15 protein-coding genes are annotated in these 20,563 nt (G+C 38.0%); 7 read left to right on the top strand and 8 right to left on the bottom strand.

Annotated elements, in window-relative coordinates:
- Nucleotides 1-2: 2 nt before the first annotated feature.
- The 6 genes from K5X82_06500 to K5X82_06475 all read left to right on the top strand — a co-directional run bounded on the left by K5X82_06500 (nucleotide 3) and on the right by K5X82_06475 (nucleotide 9,370).
- The gene (locus K5X82_06500; GenBank protein ID QZT38538.1) at nucleotides 3-1,073 is read left to right on the top strand and encodes a hypothetical protein; all 1,071 of its coding nucleotides are present in this window, start codon (nucleotides 3-5) and stop codon (nucleotides 1,071-1,073) included.
- Nucleotides 1,073-3,085: an excinuclease ABC subunit UvrB gene (gene uvrB / locus K5X82_06495; GenBank protein ID QZT39097.1), complete on the top strand. Its 2,013-nt coding sequence runs from the start codon at nucleotides 1,073-1,075 to the stop codon at nucleotides 3,083-3,085. The genes K5X82_06500 and uvrB overlap by 1 nt, the downstream gene beginning before the upstream one ends.
- Nucleotides 3,086-3,200: 115 nt before the next feature.
- Nucleotides 3,201-4,505, top strand: a complete 1,305-nt coding sequence (locus K5X82_06490; GenBank protein QZT38537.1) for an NYN domain-containing protein — start codon at nucleotides 3,201-3,203, stop codon at nucleotides 4,503-4,505.
- A gap of 106 nt (nucleotides 4,506-4,611) precedes the next feature.
- Nucleotides 4,612-5,325, top strand: a complete 714-nt coding sequence (locus K5X82_06485; GenBank protein ID QZT38536.1) for a YebC/PmpR family DNA-binding transcriptional regulator — start codon at nucleotides 4,612-4,614, stop codon at nucleotides 5,323-5,325.
- A 173-nt stretch (nucleotides 5,326-5,498) separates the two neighbouring features.
- The gene (locus K5X82_06480) at nucleotides 5,499-6,725 is read left to right on the top strand and encodes a metallophosphoesterase (GenBank protein QZT38535.1); all 1,227 of its coding nucleotides are present in this window, start codon (nucleotides 5,499-5,501) and stop codon (nucleotides 6,723-6,725) included.
- Nucleotides 6,726-6,868: 143 nt separating this feature from the next.
- On the top strand, nucleotides 6,869-9,370 hold the full coding sequence (locus tag K5X82_06475; protein QZT38534.1) for a Smr/MutS family protein: 2,502 nt from the start codon (nucleotides 6,869-6,871) through the stop codon (nucleotides 9,368-9,370).
- 87 nt (nucleotides 9,371-9,457) lie between these two features.
- Here K5X82_06475 and K5X82_06470 read toward each other — a convergent pair whose 3' ends face one another.
- From K5X82_06470 to folP, 8 genes are all read right to left on the bottom strand, one after another.
- A complete protein-coding gene (locus K5X82_06470; GenBank protein ID QZT38533.1) occupies nucleotides 9,458-10,003 on the bottom strand; it encodes a DUF4924 family protein in 546 nt (181 codons plus the stop codon).
- 20 nt (nucleotides 10,004-10,023) lie between these two features.
- Nucleotides 10,024-10,434, bottom strand: coding sequence for an RNA-binding S4 domain-containing protein (locus K5X82_06465; GenBank protein ID QZT38532.1), 411 nt, complete (start codon nucleotides 10,432-10,434; stop codon nucleotides 10,024-10,026).
- 42 nt (nucleotides 10,435-10,476) lie between these two features.
- Nucleotides 10,477-11,040, bottom strand: a complete 564-nt coding sequence (pth, locus tag K5X82_06460; GenBank protein QZT38531.1) for an aminoacyl-tRNA hydrolase — start codon at nucleotides 11,038-11,040, stop codon at nucleotides 10,477-10,479.
- Between the two features lie 97 nt (nucleotides 11,041-11,137).
- Nucleotides 11,138-11,719 (bottom strand): 50S ribosomal protein L25/general stress protein Ctc, encoded by a 582-nt coding sequence (locus K5X82_06455; protein ID QZT38530.1) that lies wholly within the window; start codon nucleotides 11,717-11,719, stop codon nucleotides 11,138-11,140.
- A gap of 137 nt (nucleotides 11,720-11,856) precedes the next feature.
- Nucleotides 11,857-12,792, bottom strand: a complete 936-nt coding sequence (locus tag K5X82_06450; protein QZT38529.1) for a ribose-phosphate pyrophosphokinase — start codon at nucleotides 12,790-12,792, stop codon at nucleotides 11,857-11,859.
- A 113-nt stretch (nucleotides 12,793-12,905) separates the two neighbouring features.
- Nucleotides 12,906-13,514 carry a ribosome biogenesis GTP-binding protein YihA/YsxC gene (yihA, locus tag K5X82_06445; protein QZT38528.1) on the bottom strand — a complete coding sequence of 203 codons (609 nt, stop codon included), beginning with the start codon at nucleotides 13,512-13,514 and terminating at the stop codon, nucleotides 12,906-12,908.
- 67 nt (nucleotides 13,515-13,581) lie between these two features.
- Nucleotides 13,582-14,373, bottom strand: coding sequence for a diadenylate cyclase CdaA (cdaA, locus tag K5X82_06440; protein ID QZT38527.1), 792 nt, complete (start codon nucleotides 14,371-14,373; stop codon nucleotides 13,582-13,584).
- 32 nt (nucleotides 14,374-14,405) lie between these two features.
- Nucleotides 14,406-15,197: a dihydropteroate synthase gene (folP, locus tag K5X82_06435; GenBank protein QZT39096.1), complete on the bottom strand. Its 792-nt coding sequence runs from the start codon at nucleotides 15,195-15,197 to the stop codon at nucleotides 14,406-14,408.
- A gap of 1,337 nt (nucleotides 15,198-16,534) precedes the next feature.
- Here folP and K5X82_06430 point away from each other — a divergent pair.
- Nucleotides 16,535-20,155 carry a T9SS type A sorting domain-containing protein gene (locus tag K5X82_06430; protein ID QZT38526.1) on the top strand — a complete coding sequence of 1,207 codons (3,621 nt, stop codon included), beginning with the start codon at nucleotides 16,535-16,537 and terminating at the stop codon, nucleotides 20,153-20,155.
- The last annotated feature ends 408 nt before the right edge of the window (nucleotides 20,156-20,563 follow it).

Raw genomic sequence — 20,563 nt, 5'->3', positions numbered from 1 at the left:
CTATGAATAAGACGACACAAAACACCCTATTGGTACTGCTATTAACTGTTTTTCTTGTAGGGTGCCAAATGGGATCGGGAAAAAAGAAGGTGACCGTTGTAAGTTACAATGTAGAAAATCTCTTTGACACAAGTAATGACCCGAATACAAAAGATGATGACTTTACTCCCGATGGTTATAAGAAGTGGACAGAGGATCGTTATCAGAAGAAAATCAAGGATCTTGCCAAAGTGTTGGCTGCAAGTGCGGATGGCACTTTACCTACAGTGATTGGCTTGTGTGAGATAGAAAATAGAAAGGTTTTAGAAGATTTGGCTAATAGTGCCGCTTTAAAGGATGCTAACTATGCAATATCTCATTTTGAGAGCCCATATTATCGTGGAATGGATGTGGGATTATTGTACAATCCCAAACTGTTTAAGGTGAAGTCTGAAAAAGTCCTTCCTGTTACGTTATTGAGTGACCCTAAGTTCACTACAAGAGATATCTTGTGTGTGACTGGAAAACTAGCTGGAGAGACATTTACTTTTTATGTGAATCACTGGTCGTCTCGTAGGGGTGGATCAGAGAAGTCTGAGCCCAAGAGAATGATTGCAGCTTCCATCTTAAGAAGAGATGTGGATCGAGTTATAGCTGATAATCCCAAAGCGAATATTGTGATCATGGGAGATATGAATGAGGATCCTAATGAGTATGCTTTGAATGATGTTCTTCGTGCAGGGGATTTGCCAAGTGACATATCAACGATTCAGAATGATGGCACACTATATAATCTAATGTATTTTTACGATAAACAAGGAAAGGGAACTTATAACTACCATGGTATGTGGAATATGTTAGACAATATGATTGTTTCGTCTAATGTGATCAAGAAGAGTAAAGGTCTAGGGGTGGAGATTGCATCTATGGAGAAGAGAGCAGATTCATTTCCTACAAAGATATTTATTGAAGATTGGTTTACCTTTGAGTCGGATTTGGGAAAGACTTCTCCTTCAAAGACCTATGGTGGACCTAACTACTATGGTGGATATAGTGACCACTATCCAGTTGTATTGAAATTGACAAGGAAATAATTGATATGAAATTTAATATAGTATCTGATTATGCTCCTATGGGAGACCAGCCTGCTGCAATAGAATCATTGTCAGCAGGGGTTGAAGATGGAGTGAGGCACCAAACGTTGCTTGGTGTTACTGGGTCTGGAAAGACTTTTACCATGGCCAATGTGATCGAAACGACACAAAGACCTACGCTTATATTGAGTCATAACAAGACCTTAGCGGCACAGTTATATGCGGAGATGAAACAGTTCTTTCCAAATAATGCTGTGGAATATTTTGTGTCGTATTACGACTATTATCAGCCTGAAGCCTACCTTCCTACTACAGATACCTATATTGAGAAAGATTTATCGATTAATCAAGAGATAGAGAAGTTGCGTTTGAGCGCAACTTCTGCATTACTTTCTGGAAGAAGTGATGTGATTGTTGTCTCCTCGGTATCGTGCCTTTATGGTATTGGTAACCCCGAAGATTTTCACTCTAATGTAACAGAGGTAAAAGTCGGAGATGTAATTAGTCGAAATGCGCTTTTGAGAGGATTGGTGGATGCTATGTACTCTCGTACGGAGATTGATTTTGATAGAGGAAAGTTTAGAGTAAAAGGGGATACAATTGATATATATCCAGCATATGCTGATTATGCTTATCGTATCTGCATGTGGGGGGATGAGATTGATGAACTCTTTACCATAGATCCATTGACTGCGAAAGTGATTGAGGCTGTTGATGAGTTGGTAATATTTCCTGCAACTATTTTTGTTACAACTCAGGAACGAACGCAAAGAGCTATTCGTGAAATTCAAGATGATTTGGTGAAACAAATTGGTTATTTCGAGAGAGAAGGAAAGCCAGTGGAAGCCAAACGAATTAAGGATCGTACAGAGTATGATCTGGAGATGATGAAAGAGTTGGGTTACTGTCCTGGGGTAGAGAATTACTCTCGTTATTTTGATGGACGAGAAGTGAATTCAAGGCCTTTCTGTCTTTTAGATTATTTTCCAAAGGACTACTTGATGATTGTAGATGAGAGCCATGTGACAATACCACAAATACGTGCCATGTATGGAGGAGACCGTTCTCGAAAGAGTAGTTTGGTAGAGTATGGTTTCCGTTTGCCTGCAGCTATGGATAATAGACCATTGAAATTTGAGGAGTTTGAACAGATTATCCATCAAATATTATATGTTAGTGCTACACCTGCCGATTATGAATTAGAGATGTCCGAAGGTGTAATTGTTGAACAGGTCATTAGGCCAACAGGTCTTTTAGATCCTGTTATTGAGGTGCGTCCAGTATCAAATCAAGTGGATGATCTTATTGAAGAGATTCATAAGACCAAAGACAAAGGGGAGAGAATCTTGGTAACTACCTTGACCAAAAGAATGGCAGAAGAGTTGACCAAGTATCTGAAAGATCTAGGTATCTCTACAGCATATATACACTCCGATGTGGATACTTTAGATCGTATTGAGATTATGGAAGCCCTTCGTGCAGGTCAATATGATGTGTTGGTTGGGATTAACTTGTTGAGGGAGGGATTAGACCTTCCTGAAGTCTCATTGGTTGCAATACTTGATGCTGATAAGGAGGGATTCTTAAGGTCAGAGCGTTCGTTAACACAGACTGCTGGACGTGCAGCGAGAAATGTGAATGGTCGAGTAATTATGTATGCAGATAAGGTCACACGTTCTATGCAAAAGACTATTGATTCTACCGAAGATAGACGGGAGAAACAGCAACGTTTTAATGAGGAAAATGGATTAGAGCCTAAACCTATTATAAAAGCGAGTAGGGCTATTGTAGGTCAATCACAAAAAATTGATCAAAGCAAGATTTACGATCCGAATAATATAGGCCATGGTTTAGTTGCAGAACAAGCTGCTGGTTACAGTGTAAAAGGAGATTTGGAGACAGAGATTGTGAAAGTGGAGTATAAGATGAAAGAAGCTGCTAAAAATCTTGATTTTCTTGAGGCAGCCCATTTAAGAGATCTGTTGATAGAGTTGAAAAAACAAAAAAAATAGCATTAAGTAATTTATCTGTTGTGATATTTTTATTTTCTGTTTATAAGTGTTAAATTAGTGTATATGAGCAATGAATGTAGAATGACCAATTGCCTATCACTTAATTTAGAAGTCCATGAAATTTAATACAGCTATCTTATACGATATAGAGAACCTTATCGGTGGTTATGGAAAAACAGAGTTTATCCAAACCCTCTCTCTTAAAGAGATCTTTCGAAATATTCAAGAGTTAAATAATGGACTTCCGTGTATTCAGCGAGCATATGCCAATTGGAGCGATCCTAGGCTGAAGCATTTACGTGATGATATCAATGAATTAGGAATTGAACCGATTCAGATGTTTGGTTTTGGAAAAGGGACGCAAAAGAATGCTTCCGATATCCAACTAGCAATTGATGCTGTTGAGATGGCTTTAACTCGTGAGCATATCGATACTTTTGTTATTGTGAGTGGCGATGGTGGATTCTCGTCTTTAGCGAAAAAGTTGCATGAATATGGCAAGAAGGTAATTGGTTGTGCTTATCAACGTGCTACGAATAAAATATTCGAGGCTGTCAGTGACCAGTTCTTGTGGTTGAATGAACCTTACGTGAAGCCCGAAATACATGTTGAGGGGGTAAATACAAATGATCCTATTGTAATGGCTTTTATTCGACAGTTTGATCCTTTACGACTGCAGCAAAAGGATCAAGTGGTTGGTATTGCCAAAGAGTGTTTGGTATTTCTTTCTCAAAATCCTGATGCCGAAGTGCTGCTTCATGGTTCTGGACTTAATATTTCGATATTTAGTCAAATTATGGAGTATCGACTAGGAACGTTTAATTACTTCAATTTGGGTTTTGTTCGTTTAATCGATTTTCTACGTTTTATCACTTATGAGAGTAGCTGTAAGGTGGTGTTTAAAGCGCCTAGTGAATATCGTGTAGTGTTTAAAAAGCATACTATCCCTGGTTATATAGATGAACCACATATCACATCATTATCACCTGTTCATACGATACCATTTTATAAGAAAATGTTGTCAAAAGGAACACCAATGTTCAAAGCTTTTGATGGTAGAGTATTTGATGATATCGTGGCGCAAATTGATCACTATCGACTAGCATATGAGGGACATCTTCTATGTGAGTTAATAGAGAAACTAGGTTCTCTGCTACCATATGAAGAGAAGGAGATCAAAAACTGTTTGTTGTCCTTAGTTGCAGCAGGTTGTTTTGACAGATATCCTGATGATAAGCGCATTTCAGAACAACATTTGACTTTCTCTCCCGAAGGAGTAGAAGAGGCTAGGGAAAAGTTACAAGAGGGTATGAGGAGTAAATTAGAAGAGCTGATTGGTGATGTGGATGAAGAGATATTTATGGATGTTTTAGTTCCTGAAGAAAGTATGGAACATTCATCAGTAGATGTTGTGGAGTGATTTTTGCCTTTAAAGACATATTTTTTTTATAAAAAGCTATGTTTGAAATGGAAACCTTGTAAATTTGTGGTTCGAACATAGAATTAATAAAAAAAAAGATAAAACAATGGGAAGAGCATTCGAATATCGAAAAGCACGAAAGCTTAAACGTTGGGGAACCATGGCAAAAACCTTTACTAAAATTGGTAAAGAGATTGCTATTGCAGTTAAGGCAGCAGGGCCTAATCCTGAATCAAATGCACGTTTAAGGGTATTAATTCAAAATGCGAGAGCTGCGAATATGCCTAAAGATAATGTTGAACGTGCGATCAAGAAAGCTTCTTCGAAAGATCAGAAAGATTATAAGGAGATTACGTATGAGGGGTATGCACCTCATGGTATCGCTATTATGGTGGAATCTGCAACAGATAACAATACACGTACAGTAGCTAATGTTCGTAGTTATTTCAACAAATGTAACGGAGCTCTTGGAACAACAAGTTCTGTAGAGTTTATGTTCGAGCATAAGTGCCACTTTAAAGTAGTGATGAAAGATGGCTTAGATCTAGAAGAGCTAGAGCTTGAAATGATTGACTATGGTGTTGAGGAAATTTTTGAAGAGGACGAACTATTGGTGATTTATGCCCCTTTTGAGTCTTATGGTAATATTCAGAAATTTCTCGAAGAGAATGGCTTTGAGATCAAAGGAGCAGAATTCGAGAGAATCCCAACAGATATTAAGGAACTTACAGAGGATCAGAAAGCAGATGTGGATAAGTTACTAGAGAAGTTGGAAGAGGATGAAGATGTAACCAACGTTTTTCATAATATGAAAGAGTAGGCATCTTAATTATACTCATAAAAAGGGCGGAAATCTTAAAAATAATAAGGTTTCCGCCTTTTTTGTATATGCTATCGGAATCAGTAGAACATAGATTCACTATTTTTGTTGTTATATCGAATCAAAATAGTGAATTGATAGATTTTATGTTCTTTCTGTAAATTAAAAAGTGTATGCGTTTTATATATTTTTACTTCATATTCGCTCTGTTCTTTCTGAGTGATGTTTATACGTATCGTTGGTTCTTAAATACGATTGCAAATCATAGTACCATTTATCGTTGGGCTTATTGGTTTGTCTCTATATTGGTCTATATGACGCTTTTTTATGTCATCTATCTAAATAGTCACGAAGCCATTGTTAATGCTACTTTGGGATATAACTTGATGGTGGGAATTGTTTTTGCCTTCCTTATCGCAAAAGTGATTATGGGAGCAATTTTCTTCGTTGGTGATATAGGAAGAATATTTGCATATATTTTTGAAAAGGTATTATCGGTTGAAATGGAGACCAAAGGATGGCGACAAGTGGTAAGCTATATCTCTTTATCTGTGGGAATAACCCTTATTACATCATTAGTTTATGGGGTAGTTTGGGGAAAATATAATTTTAAGTTCCATGAACAAACGATCGCATCTAGTAAAATACCAGAGAATTTTGATGGCTATCGTATTGTGCAACTATCAGATGCACACCTCGGTACTTTTGATCGAATGAAACCCGTGGAGAAAGTGGTCCAAAGAATCAATGATCTAAACCCTGATTTGATTGTTTTTACTGGTGACCTTGTGAATTTTAGGGCAAGTGAAGCGAAGAAGTTTATTCGGATCTTTTCACAGTTAGATGCCAAAGATGGTAAGTATACCATTATGGGGAATCATGACTATGAGATGGCAAGACATCGACAGTCTGCATTTTATGAAGAGGATAAGGAAGCGCTTCTTGAGGTGTTGGAAAAGAAGATGGGATTTCGTTGGTTAAAGAATGAGTCTATCTTACTAAAGAAGAGAGAGCAGACAATTGGATTAGGTGGTGTGGAGAATTGGGGTAGACCTCCATTTCCTCAATTGGGTGATGTGGATAAAGCATTTGAACATATGGATCAAAGTACTTTTAAAATATTATTATCTCATGATCCCTCTTATTGGGAAGAGGTTGTGGCTAATAACGTTCCTAAAGTAGATCTTACGCTAAGTGGGCACACGCATGGGATGCAGTTTGGAATTGAAATAGGATCTTTTAAGTGGAGTCCAGTGAAATATATATATCCCAAATGGGCTGGTATGTATGAGAAAAATGGCGTGCAACTTTATGTGAACCGAGGTTTTGGATCTATTGGTTATCCTGGAAGGTTGGGAATTTGGCCAGAAGTGACGGTGTTTACATTAAAGCATAAATAGAACGAAAGGATATAGCTTATTTATTGATGTAATTGGTATAATATCCATCCTGTTTTTATTTCATGCGTGATCTCTGTTTCGTATCTTTGCGCCTCAATAACAGTTAGGGGGTATCCCTCTATATAGAACAAATATATTAAAGAATGTACAATATTTATCCTTCTAATTTCGAGCAGAAGATCGGTTTCGATCAAATACGATTCATGTTAGAGAAAAGATGCTTGAGTCATCTTGGACGTGAAATTTGTGGCTCTTTTCAGTTTATGAAAGAGTACAAAGTGATTCAAACTGCCATGTTAGAGACACAAGAGTTCCTTTCGATATTACTTGGTGATCGAGAGTTTCCCACCATAAGTTTTGGTGATATTCGACCGGCACTGCACAAAGCGAAAATAGAAGGTACATTCATTGATGAGAAAGAGCTATTTGAGTTAAAGAAATCATTGGAGTCGATCCGTGGTGTCGTGAACTTCTTTAAAAATAGCGAGTCTGATCAATTTCCTGCACTTAAAAAAGTGATTAAGGAGATCGAAATATTCCCTTTTATCTATCAGCGTATTGATGATATCTTGACCAAGCATGGAAAGATTAAAGATCATGCTTCGGCCGATTTGTCTCGTATACGTCGTGAGATATTAGATCGTCAGTCATCTGTGTCTAAAACGATGCATTCGATCTTAAGACGAATGCAAAAGGAGGGATATGTTGATTCTGATGTGGCGGTGAGTATGCGTGATGGTAGAGCTGTAATCCCTGTCCCATCCTCTTTTAAACGAAAAATGAAGGGGATAGTTCACGATGAATCTGCAACTGGAAAGACAGCCTATATTGAGCCTACAGAGATTGTGGAGACCAATAATGCGATTAGAGAGTTAGAGTATGCTGAACGTCGCGAGGTGATTAGAATATTGACTGACTTTACTGATTCGATTCGTCCTTATATTGAGGCTCTTCTTTATGCACATGAAATATTAGGAACGATAGATTTTATTCGAGCGAAAGCTGTTTTTGCTAAAGATACCTCCTGTGTGATGCCGACACTACATAAGTATCCTACTATGAAGTGGCACAAGGCTCGTCATCTTGTGTTAGAAGCGAACCTGAGGAAAGAGGGGCGTAAAATCGTACCTTTAGATATTGACCTGAATCATAAAGGACGTATTCTTCTTATTTCAGGACCCAATGCCGGAGGTAAGTCTGTCTGCTTGAAGAGTGCTGGTTTAATACAGTATATGATTCAAACAGGAATGTTGGCTCCGATGGAAGTGGATAGCCATATTGGAGTGTTTGATGGTATTTTTGTGGATATAGGGGATGAACAATCTATTGATAACGATTTGAGTACTTATAGTTCTCATTTGACCAATATGAAATATTTCCTTAAGAATACAACCAATAAAAGTTTGATTCTTATTGATGAGTTTGGTTCTGGTACTGAGCCTATGCTTGGAGGAGCTATTGCTGAATCTGTTTTAAATACGTTGAATAAACAAGAGGTATATGGTGTCATAACAACGCACTATACTAACCTTAAACACTTCGCGTCTTCTTGTCAAGGAATTGAGAATGGAGCAATGCTATATGATGCGCATAAAATGGAACCCTTATTCCAACTAGCTATTGGTAGACCTGGTAGTTCTTTTGCTTTTGAAATTGCTAGAAAGATTGGGCTCTCTGAAACCATTCTACAGGAAGCAACGGATAAATTAGGAAAGGATCATATCGATTTTGATAAACACCTAAGAGAGGTACTAAGAGATAAACGTTACTGGGAAAATAAACGTTCCGATATTCGTAAACTTGAGAAGCAGCTAGAAGAGATGTCTTCAAAGTATCAGCTCGATATTAAAGAGGCAAATAAACAAAGGAAAGAGATTATTGATCGTGCAAAACAAGAGGCTGATATCCTACTGAAGAACTCGAATAAGATTATCGAGAAGACAGTAAGAGAGATTCGTGAGAGTCAAGCTGATAAGGAACTTACACGATCATTGCGTCAGAGTTTGAATGAGTTTAAGGATGAGGTGGCTGCCAATACATCCGTTCAAGATGAGAAGATTCAGCGTAAAATGAAGAAGCTTCAAGAGAAAGAGGAGCATATTAAAAAGAAGGTTTCTCAGCAAGGAGGTAAAACGGCTAAATCTAAAGGTGATGACACCCCTATTGCAAAGATTAAAACCTTACCTCTAGAAGTTGGATGCAGTATTCGTATTAAAGGGCAGTCAAATGTTGGGGAAGTGATTGAGATGGACGGTAACAATGTTATCGTAGCTTTTGGTATGCTTCGTTCTACCTTGAAGAGAGATAAGTTAGAAGTCGTTTCGACGAGTTCTGCGAAGAAGATCCAAAAGAATAAAACATTAGGATTAATTAATGAAAAGATTTCAGAAGAGAAACTAACATTTAAATCTGAGATTGATGTGAGGGGAGAAAGAGCTGAGGATGCTTTGCGAAAAGTACAGCAATTCGTAGATCAGGCTATTACGTTGGGTGAAGGTGAATTGCGTATACTCCATGGAAAAGGGAGTGGTATCTTGAGAGATTTAATCCGCAAGCAGTTAAATGTTGAGCCGATGGTGAGAAGTGTTAAAGATGCTCCAGTGCAATATGGTGGATCTGGAATTTCTATTGTTTCCTTAAAGTAATCTGGTTGATAATATATAAATTCAGATATGAAAAAGAGGGTATTCATACCATATGAATACCCTCTTTTATATCAACACGAAGAGTGATTAATATATATCTAACTCCTCTTCTTGATTCTTTTTGTATAGAGAGGCTAGCATGCCCAACATCGTAGAGATCTCTTTAGATACCTTTAATGTCCCTTCACTCACCTCTTTCTGTTGCATACGAAGTAGTACTACTCCATATAGAAAAGAGAAAGATACTTGGATCTCATTCTCTGCCTGATCTCCCATTTTAGTAGCAAGCTCCACAAGACTCGGTTGAACTGTCAGATATGCTTCATTGTATTGAGGATATTTATTACTCTTTACAACCAATGAGTGAAATTCGAATAGATCATTCATCTGATTATTGATGAACTGCATATGCCCTTTGTCTTCACGATGCTCGCGCTTCATCATCTCAGCAAAATTCATATACCAATGAATGATTTTCTCTTTCTCAAGATCCTCTACTGGATATTTATCCACAATATTATGACGGATCTTATCCTCAGCAAAGGATTGTGAGCGAATAAGGTCCTCAATTTGGAATAAATAGAGAATATATTCTGCAATATTCTCTCTCTTCTTTTTCTCCGCTATATACATTAGACGAGTCGTTTAATTCATTAATCCTCTTCTTCGTCGAAGAGATCATCGTAGTCTTGAAAGCTATCTATATCTCTTCTTTCCTTTTTCGTAGGGCGTCCAGTCCCTCTGTCTCGAATACCATTCATCACATATCTCTGTGTCTTTAGAATAGCGAGTTCTGATTCTGGAGTAATGTCTTTCATGTAGTCTGGCACTAGTTTTGCTCCTACACGTTTGCCAATAATTCCAACGACTTTGAAGCTGTATGTGATTGGTTGTTTTTTGACTTCGACCTTATCCCCGACTTTAACTGTACGAGAGCTTTTTACTGGGAAACCATTAACCGTAACCCTACCTTTTTTGATTGCTTCGGCAGCAATGCTCCGGGTCTTGAATATTCGAACTGCCCAAAGCCATTTGTCTACCCTTATTTGTTCTTCCATAACCAATATTTGTTTGCCAAATAATGAATAATTATATGAAGATAGCGATTATTTCGTATTATGAAAATTCATTGTTCTTTCGATGCCTATAGATGCAAATGATTCAATCGCTTTTATAGCTGCATCCATATGTGCGGGAAGATCTAAGTTCTCTTCTTTGCTCCACTCTCCCAAAACATAGTCTACTTGTCTTCCCTTAGAGAAATCATCTCCAATACCGAAACGTAACCTTGGATAGTCTGCTCGACCAAGAGTTTTTGTAATATCCTTGATCCCATTATGACCTGCATCACTCCCTTTGGCACGTATACGTAGCTTTCCAAATGGTAATGCTAAGTCATCGACTACAACCATAACATTCTCGATAGAGATCTTCTCTTGTTGCATCCAATAATTAACGGCTTTTCCACTAAGGTTAACGTAGGTAGATGGTTTTAATAGAACTAAGGTTCGTCCTTTATGCTTTACTTCGGCGATGGCACCATGTCTACCAGCTTTGAATTCGGCCCCTTTCTCTTTAGCCAATTGATCCAAAACTTTAAAACCGATATTGTGTCGTGTCTCTTCGTATTCGGCACCGATATTCCCAATGCCAACAATTAGATATTTCATGGTATTATTATATATTAAAAAAAGTTTGTAAGGAGTAGTAAACTACCCTCACAAACTTTTATATCATAGAATGTTTGCCAAGAAGGCAAGACAATCATTAGTTGCCTGATTTTGCAGCATTCATTGCAGCACGAGCAGCACGTGTAATCATTACTGTCGCAACTGGAGTAGATTTTGAGTTAAGAAGCTCAAGACCTGAAGCATCTACTTCACCAACACGGAAACTCTGTCCAAGACCTAGTTCTGTTACGTCGATAGAAATTGTATCAGGAAGGTCTTTTGCAAGTGCTTTAACACGTAAAGTACGTAGGTTAAGCTTCAACTTACCACCTTGTTGGATACCCTTAGCGAATCCTTCTAGTTTAACAGGAACGTCAATCTTCACTGCTTTGTCATCAGAAATCTCAAGGAAATCTACGTGAAGAATCTCGTCTGAAACTGGGTGGAATTGAATGTCTTGCATGATTGCTTTACAATCTTTTCCATTGATAGTTAAGTCGATAAGGAATACACTTGGAGTGTAAACAATCTTACGGAACTCGTTAATTTCAGCTGAAAAGTGAACTGGTGCTTCTCCACCGTAAAGTACACATGGTACTTGTCCTGCATTACGCAACGCTTTTGTTGCTTTCTTGTTAATCTCAGCTCTTACTGATCCGTTAATTGAAACTGACTTCATCTTTGTTTATTTAATTTGTTACAGATGCTTACTCAGTATTTCTCCCTTAGTTATAAATAATAAGAAGAGAAAATGTCTACTGCATCACACCCTTTAATATATTGATATTAAAAAAATCGTTGCAAATATAGCAAAAATTAAATGAATGACTTGCTAATCGATTGATTATCGTGAACATTACGTATAACGTCAGCGAACATCTCTGCACAAGAAAGTACTTTAATCTTTGGTGATTCTTTACTTAGAGGGATAGTGTCTGTAAAGTAAACCTCGTCAAGACCAGAAGCTTCGATACGATCATAAGCAGGCCCAGAAAGTACGGCGTGTGTAGCGAATGCACGTACACTTGTTGCACCCATCTCTTTCATTAAGTCCGCAGCTTTAGTGATTGTTCCAGCAGTATCAATCATATCATCAACAATGATTACATCTTTACCTTTTACATCACCAATCAATGTCATGTTTCCAATAACATTTGCTTTGGCACGTGTTTTATGACAAAGAACTAGGTCTGTACCTAGGTGTTTTGCATAAACATTTGCTCTTTTCGAACCTCCAACATCAGGTGAAGCAACAACTAAGTTCTCTAGATTCATCTTCTCGATATGAGGAATAAAGATAGTTGTTGAACTCAAGTGGTCAACTGGTACATTAAAGAAACCTTGGATTTGATCCGCATGAAGGTCCATCGTGATTAAACGATCAATACCTGCAGTAGAAAGCATATCAGCAATCAATTTCGCTCCAATAGAAACTCGTGGCTTATCTTTACGATCTTGACGTGCAAAACCAAAGTAAGGCATTACAGCAATTGTTTGTTTTGCAGAAGCACGCTTTGCAGCATCCACCATCAAAAGAAGTTCCATCAAATTATCTGACGGAGGAAAAGTGGACTGAACGATGAAAGTCTCTGCGCCACGAATTGTCTCTTCGTAACAAGGCTCAAATTCACCGTCAGCGAAACGAGGGCAAGCAGATTTACCAACTTCTACACCTAAAGCAGATGCAATTTTCTCTGTCAAATATTGGGTTTCAGTACCCGAAAAGATTTTTAATTTTTTGTCTACAGACATCTCTCAGATTTATAATCAAATTAGTGATTGTATTCTTGGGGCAAAACTAATAAATTGACCAAAGAATAACCAACGAAACCACTATTAAAATTTTGTAATATAATAAAAGCGAACTAATTTCTCTTTTTAAGACTTTCATTGATCTGGTCAATATAGCCCAATAAACCTTCTGCACCATCGCCGGATTCAGCTGAAGTGATGAAGTGAGGAGGTAGCTCTTCCCATGTTTTTAACAGTTCACTCTTGTAGTGTGCAATACTCTTTGCCAACTGATTTTTTGAAAGTTTGTCTGCCTTGGTAAAGATGATGGCAAAAGGAACTCCATTAATTCCTAACCATTCGATAAATTCAAGATCAGGTTGTTGTGGCTCGTGACGTGAATCGACCAAAACCATCACACATGTAAGGTTATCACGATGTTGAATGTAATTTCTTACAAAGTCTTGCCATTTACGACGCTGTGTTCTTGATACCTGAGCATAACCATATCCTGGAAGATCGACAAGATACCAGTAGTCATTGATAATAAAATGGTTAATCAGCTGTGTCTTACCAGGTCTTCCTGAGGTCTTGGCTAGTTTTTTCTGATTGGTAAGCATATTAATAAGCGACGACTTACCCACATTAGAACGTCCAACAAATGCATATTCGGGTTTACTACTTTTTGGACATTTTAGTGGATCCGTGTTGCTGATGACAAACTTTGCCGTTTTAATTTGCATGACGATATGATATAAAATAAATAATTCCCTAATTTTTCCTTCTCTATTGATACTCCTGTATGTAGAGCTATTCTGCTTGAAACTGTTTGTGTAGTTGCTTATTTAGTTCTTCTGCATTAAGTCTTCGATAGATATTTCCACTTCTAACAATACTGATGGTTCCATTTTCTTCTGATACGACAATGATGATTGCATCAGTCATCTCTGACATCCCAATAGCAGCCCTGTGTCTTAACCCAAGGTCTGGAGATAGTGTCCTTTGATCTGTGACAGGTAATATACATCTGGCCGAAACGATAGTGTTCTTATATAAAATCACGGCACCATCATGTAGTGGTGAATTCTTGAAGAAGATTGTTTTTAATAGCTCTTTTGATAATTTTGCCTGTATGGCTTCCCCTGTTGCAGCATATTCACTAAGATCCGCTTTCCTTTGGATCGCAATAAGTGCTCCAGTTCGCGTTGCCCCCATCTCTTTGCATGCTGCACATATAATATCAATGACCGGATTGTTGCTATTGTCCGTGCCATGAGAGTCGTAATTAAATATCTTCTCGAAGTTGATCCATCGATGAAGCTTATATTGTGACCCAAGCATAATCAGAAAACGACGTATCTCCTGTTGAAATACGATGATAAGCGCAATAACCCCTACGCCAAAAAGTTGCCCCAATATGGTACTAATAAGTTCCATCTTAAGAGCTTTAACCAATAGCCAAACCAAATAAACCGTGAAGATTCCCATTGATATATTAAATGCAATAGTACCCCTTATTAACTTATAAAGTTTATACAGTAGTATCGACACCAAAAGAATATCGATAAAATCTAATAGCCGTATGGTAATAAATAAACTCAAATGAAAAATATTTTAGTTTGTAAAAACAAATATTACGATTTCTTACTCGTTGATTTGGTGATCTCAACCAATTTCACAGCCTCTACTGCTTCTTTAACATCGTGAACCCTTAGTATGTTCGCCCCTTGAAGCAATGAAAGCGTATTTAGAACTGTTGTTCCATTTAATGCCTCTTGTGGACATGTATTCAATGGTTTATATACCATCGATTTTCGTGAGAAACCAACCAAGATAGGAGCTTCTAAGATTTTGAAACCATCCAATCGATTAAGTAACTCATAGTTATGCTCCATACTCTTTCCGAAACCAAAGCCTGGATCAAGGATAATATCAGCCACTCCTAATGTTCGAAGTTGTGCTACTCGCTCCGAGAGAAAATGCAAAGTCTCTTTAAAGACATCTTTATAGTTTGGATTCTCTTGCATATTCTCTGGGGTACCTTGAATATGCATTAATATATATGGTACTTTGAGTTGTGCAACAGTGCGAAACATTTCGGGATCAAGAGTGCCTCCAGATATATCGTTAATAATGCATGGCCCATACTTCTCAATAATCTTTCGTGCTACTCCACTTCTGAAGGTGTCAATAGATATTGGAAAGTTAGGGAATGCCCCTCGAATAGTAGACATCGCTTCATCTAATCGATCAAACTCCTCTTGACTGCTAACATCTGCAGCTCCAGGCCTAGTGGAGTAGGCTCCTAGATCTAAGATCGATGCTCCATCAGCAATCATTCTTTTTGCAGATTCTAAAATCTCTTTCTTCGTATTATATCGACTCTCTTCAAAAAAGGAGTCCGGCGTTACATTTAAAATTCCCATAACCACTGGATGATCCAATGAAATCAATGCTCCGTTAAGGTTAATGGACTGCCTCTTTTTAAAGAAATATTTCTCTGGTTGATTAAATAACATCGTTACTAGTTGCTACACAAATTTGTATCTGCAAAAGAGTACTTCTCTTTTGTTAAATCGTTTTATAGCACAAAAATAGCAAAATAAATGTTTCCATATTCAAACAGGACCTGTTCATTAAAACAGAAACTATTCTTTTGTTGAAACAATACACCGAACGTCCCACATTAAATAGCCACGGATCATTGTTTTACTTGATCTTGCACTGAAAGTCCGTCCCCTCCACCTACAATTCATATTGGGCTATCCCTCTCGTGCGAATGCCTTGGCACCAGAGGGATAGCCCAACCGCATGGAACGTAGCGCTCCGCTCGGCATCATGGAGCATATTCAAGCGCAATAGGAAAATTCACCACGAGGAGTTTTGGAGCAAGGGATAGGCCGCGGATTTAACGGATTGGACGGATCAACACGGATTTGATGAGGCGAAAAATGGATAAGGGAACCACGAAGACACAAAGGGTTGAAGCTCAGATAACCTTATGATGTTGCCAACCTTCCCTTTCAGGGAATGTTGGAGTATAAAAATTCACTTCGTGTATGTAGTAAATCAATGGTGATCCATTTTTCGTAAAAGGACATCACCATTATTTCAATCCAGCCCCGAATGGGGTGACCGAACCTAGCCCAACGGTGAAATGAATATGTAGCGCGGAAGCGCTGCATAAGCATGAGCCTTGGGTACAGCATTCCACCAATTACCAAGGGCTGAAGGCCTGTCCGATCTTAACCATTCCTTTCAGGGAATATTGGAGCATAAAAAAAACACTTCGTGTATGTAGTAAATCAATGGTGATCCATTTTTCGTAAAAGGACATCACTATTATTTCAACCCAGCCCCGAATGGGGTGACCGAACCTAGCCCAATGGTGAAATGAATATGTAGCGCGGAAGTGCTGCATAAGCATGAGCCTTGGGTACAATATCTCACCAATTACCAAGGACTGAAGGCCTGGCCGATATTAACCATTCCTTTCAGGGAATGATGGAGTATAAAAAAGTTGTGTTGAGATAGGGGGGAAGTGTTGTTTTTTAGGTCTATAGTATAAAGAACTAGAAGTCGAATAGTACTTCTCGATTATTCTTAGACTAACTAGACCGTATCAACAACTATTGATTCGGATGATTTGAGGGCGAAGGAAAAGGGTAACATGAATACGTTTATGTTTTAAAACTTTAGGTGGTGGTGTCCATGGTTTTTTCTATTCTGAGAAGCGTGATTGTTAACCTTAATTTTCATACGTATGAAAAATATCTACCTTTTCATGGCATCCTTAATGATGCTGTGTCCCTTGTTCTGTAACCGCATTGTGGCACAGGAACACAACCACGAAACGTGTAAGTTTCATGAAGCACAATCTTCTTTTTGGGAAGCACATCCCGATGCTTACAAAGCCTATTTAGAACAACAAAAACATCAGGATCGATTAATTCGATCGATGAAGCGATCTAAAAAAAAGTATGATGCCCAAGAGCGTTATATCATTCCTGTTGTATTTCATGTCTTTGGTAAAGAACAGGCAGGAAAGAGTGTGACTACAGCACTTATTCAAGAAGCCATCACTAAGTTGAATAGTGATTATGCACAAAGGTCTGTTGGTCAAGATCAGATTCATCCAACCTTTAAAAGCCTACTGGGAGTGATGCCTGTCGAATTCCGTTTGGCAAAAAAAGACCCAAATGGTTATATGACTTCAGGGGTAACGTTCCATGGCGTAGCATCCGGTTTTGGACACAGTAATGGATATGATGAGCAGATTCAGAAATATGCATGGGATAACACCAAGTATATGAATGTTTACATCATGAATGATCTATATAACGATGGCGATACATATAACTCAGGAGTGGCATGGTATCCCAATGAGTATATGACACAAAACAACTTGGCAAGGGTGGTATATAACGGCGCATTTCTATCATCGAATACAAGTGAAAATTTTAGACGTGTTTTAACCCACGAATTTGGACACTTTCTAAATCTTGCCCATACGTTCCAAGGAGGGTGTCCTGAAGCTGATGGAGGTGATCATTGTGATGATACGCCCGCAGCAGATGCATCTCATATGGGAATAGATCAACAAAATTGTCATGGTGTAATTACCAATACACAGAATTTTATGAATTACACCGATGACTATGAGATGTTCACCAAAGATCAGGTCCTTCGTATGAGAGCAGCAATGCAACATCCTGCGCGTGTAATACTTTGGCAACCTGAAAACTTAGAGGCGACAGGTGTCGCAGACACTTATGTGCCGACTTTTGGTATTGGTTATGGTAGTGACACTTTCGAAGAGGCTTTCTTAAACAACGGAACCATAGCGAATAGTCTTGAAATTAACCTTCTTAATGGACTCCACTTTAAGGATGTAGATCTTGTAGCCAACCAAAACTATTTTGTGTCTAATGTGCCAGAAGGAGTGTCCCTAAAAGTAGTGAAACAAGATAATCAGACCGCACGCTTATCTTTAGAAGGAACGGCCTTAGCCCATGATAAAGACAATAGTATGGCGAATCTAACCCTTCGTTTCTCGGAAGATCTTTTCGTAGAGCAAGGGCAGACCATCTCTTTATTAGAGAACAGTCATATCAAGATCTCTTTCAAAGATCCTTACACAGCTTATCACTATCCATCATCATCATACCGTGCATATTCAGGTATTACAAAAGTGAAATTTGCGACCATTGATAATACGAGTGAAGTGACCAACGCAACAAACTATTTTGATAATCACATGGCAGTCGTTGCTGTAGGTCAAGATTATGATTTAGAAATTACAATGAATCAATTTGAAACGGGAGCAACGGATTCATATATTATTCATGCTTGGTTAGATAAGAATGGAGATTTTGTTTTTACCGAGGATGAGGCCATTGTGGATCACACGATGAACTTTAAGGATGCCGACGAGCAAGGAAACTATCTGTACAAACAAACCATCACAATACCTGAAGATTTTATTACAGGCAAAAAAGTTGGACTACGTATCCTGACAGCATACAATACGGGAGATAAAAATAGTAGTGGTTATGATCCCCAAGGAGCATATGAAAGTGGTGAGTTTGAGGATTACAGTGTGAAGGCTTTAGAAACGGTTACAGAATTAACTCCTGACTTTAGCTTATCTTCTGATAAAATCTTATTGAGACACCATCTAAAGGTATTGGATCTAAGCAATAGCCCATCTAACGATCCTATTACGCAGTGGCATTGGACTTTTGAAGGAGGAAAACCTAAAACTTTTGACGGAAAAATGCCTCCCGAAATATATTACGAAAAAGAAGGAGCATACGATATCCAATTAGAAGTCACTACTGCATCTGGGGTGAAGAAAGTTCTGAATAAAGACAATGCCATCACTGTCGAAGAAAACTACTGTGAACCAAACACACAATATGCAACGTATAGTGGAATCACAAGAGTGAAGATAGGCACTATGGTCCATCAAACAGAAAATATGGCGCGCTATATGGATTACCATAGTCAAAAAGAGATTGCCATTCAAGCAGGAACAGAGGTGCCATATGAGATCGATCTAGATCAAGGACTTTCGGGAGCCAATGATTTAATCGGAGTTCATATATGGTGTGATTGGAATCACAATAGTGAATTTGATGCCGATGAATTAGCTGTATTCCATGATGTAGAAATAGCTTCCTTCCAAAACAATAGTACTTCGTTAAGCGGAACCATAATGGTCCCTATTGATGCTTCGGGAGAAAGATCGAGAGTCCGAATCATGGTATACTATAGGGGAGATAAGCGAGATTATATTGCTTCTCCTTGTGATGCTATTGAGAGTGGCGAAATAGAAGATTATAGTTTGATGGTTTCTCCTTCGGATAAAAAAGTATCTATAGACTTTTCCGCCGACAAGAAACAAGTGGTGGTAGGAAACACAGTTCAATTCTCCGATTTAACACGAGTTGTTCAAGGACATCATATTACATCACGAGTGTGGACATTGGTAGGGGCGACCCCATCTACTTCTACTGAGAAAGATCCTCAAGTGGTCTATAACAAAGAAGGAGTATACCCAGTAAAACTAAAAGTCACTTTAGATAACGGTGAATCGTTTATTTTGGAAAGAGACAATTATGTAGAGGCGGTATACAAAGTTTGTGAGGTAACCCAAGAGTGGGGAACCAAGTTTGGTCACATCCAAAGTATAGAAGTTGGGAAAGTAAATCATGTATTACCTGATGTAGATATTCCTGTCTATACAAACCTGTATAAATCTCACGTGGTAGAAGCACAAACAGGACAACAGATTTCATGGCGTGTGGTGTGTCATAAAGGAGAAAGTGGAGATAGAGATGCTATCGGGTTTAAGATATTCTTTGATGCGGACAGAAATGGTTTGACTGTTGCCGACCAGATCTTCTATGACCACTTTAATGCCAAAGATGTAGATGGCGAAAAAGTGTTTGAAGGAACCTTTACTGTCCCCGATACTTTCGATGAAACAGAAACTGCAGTGTTGCGTTTTGTGGCATACTATGAAGGAACCTACTGGGCTAAAAAGTTTGATGTCAATCCTTGTGATAAACTAGATTCTGGTAATGGAGTAGATTTTGGTATTGGAAAAACTGACAAGTCAACAGGTGTAAATAAATTATCACAACAAAATAGTAATATTCTTATTTATCCTAACCCTGTTAGTGGCTTATTGAGTATTTTATCGAATGACCATGCCATTAAAAATGTGAAAGTATATGATATAAATGGCATCGTTTACTATGATGGAAAATATAATACCAAAGAAATAAGATTATCCTTCGATCAAGTTTCTCCGGGAACATATTTTGTCCTAATTGAGACTGTAAATGGAAAAGAGGTGAGAAAAGTGATAAAAAAATAGGTGTATATTTCATTCTCATTGACTAGGGCCATCTTCGGATGGCTCTATTTTTTTTAGCGAGTTGGTAAGGATAGTCCCATTTTATGTTTTTTACTACAAAAATATAGTAGAATAACACGCTTGTTGTCATCCTACAACATATTTTTCATGGTGAATCATACGTGTTAATAATTGATCTAAACGTGATCTCAAGAGCTCTTTCTTGCAAGTACATTTGTAATCGATCAGTGATTTAGTAAAGTGTAGTAGTTTATGGGTTACATTTAGTAGACAAAGTACAGCCAAGAACAAAAATACACTCTGTTTACTACCAAAATATTTCAAGTCAGTAATACATTGGTATGTGGCTCATAAACATACTCCTTTTTACTTTTATTTCATTATTGTCAGTCGTTAAATGTGCAAAGA

Source organism: Prolixibacteraceae bacterium (genome assembly GCA_019856515.1).
Lineage (GTDB): Bacteria > Bacteroidota > Bacteroidia > Bacteroidales > Prolixibacteraceae > Halosquirtibacter > Halosquirtibacter xylanolyticus.
Note: the sequence above shows the minus strand (reverse complement) of the source record. Positions and strands in the feature narration are given on the sequence as shown.

What these genes read in the sequence shown, in the direction of transcription:
- K5X82_06500 (QZT38538.1), top strand. Translation starts at nt 3, where the DNA reads ATGAATAAGACGACACAAAACACCCTATTGGTACTGCTATTAACTGTT.
- K5X82_06490 (QZT38537.1), top strand. Translation starts at nt 3,201, where the DNA reads ATGAAATTTAATACAGCTATCTTATACGATATAGAGAACCTTATCGGT.
- K5X82_06485 (QZT38536.1), top strand. Translation starts at nt 4,612, where the DNA reads ATGGGAAGAGCATTCGAATATCGAAAAGCACGAAAGCTTAAACGTTGG.
- K5X82_06480 (QZT38535.1), top strand. Translation starts at nt 5,499, where the DNA reads ATGCGTTTTATATATTTTTACTTCATATTCGCTCTGTTCTTTCTGAGT.
- K5X82_06475 (QZT38534.1), top strand. Translation starts at nt 6,869, where the DNA reads ATGTACAATATTTATCCTTCTAATTTCGAGCAGAAGATCGGTTTCGAT.
- K5X82_06470 (QZT38533.1), bottom strand. Translation starts at nt 10,003, where the DNA reads ATGTATATAGCGGAGAAAAAGAAGAGAGAGAATATTGCAGAATATATT.
- pth (QZT38531.1), bottom strand. Translation starts at nt 11,040, where the DNA reads ATGAAATATCTAATTGTTGGCATTGGGAATATCGGTGCCGAATACGAA.
- K5X82_06455 (QZT38530.1), bottom strand. Translation starts at nt 11,719, where the DNA reads ATGAAGTCAGTTTCAATTAACGGATCAGTAAGAGCTGAGATTAACAAG.
- K5X82_06450 (QZT38529.1), bottom strand. Translation starts at nt 12,792, where the DNA reads ATGTCTGTAGACAAAAAATTAAAAATCTTTTCGGGTACTGAAACCCAA.
- yihA (QZT38528.1), bottom strand. Translation starts at nt 13,514, where the DNA reads ATGCAAATTAAAACGGCAAAGTTTGTCATCAGCAACACGGATCCACTA.
- folP (QZT39096.1), bottom strand. Translation starts at nt 15,197, where the DNA reads ATGGGAATTTTAAATGTAACGCCGGACTCCTTTTTTGAAGAGAGTCGA.
- K5X82_06430 (QZT38526.1), top strand. Translation starts at nt 16,535, where the DNA reads ATGAAAAATATCTACCTTTTCATGGCATCCTTAATGATGCTGTGTCCC.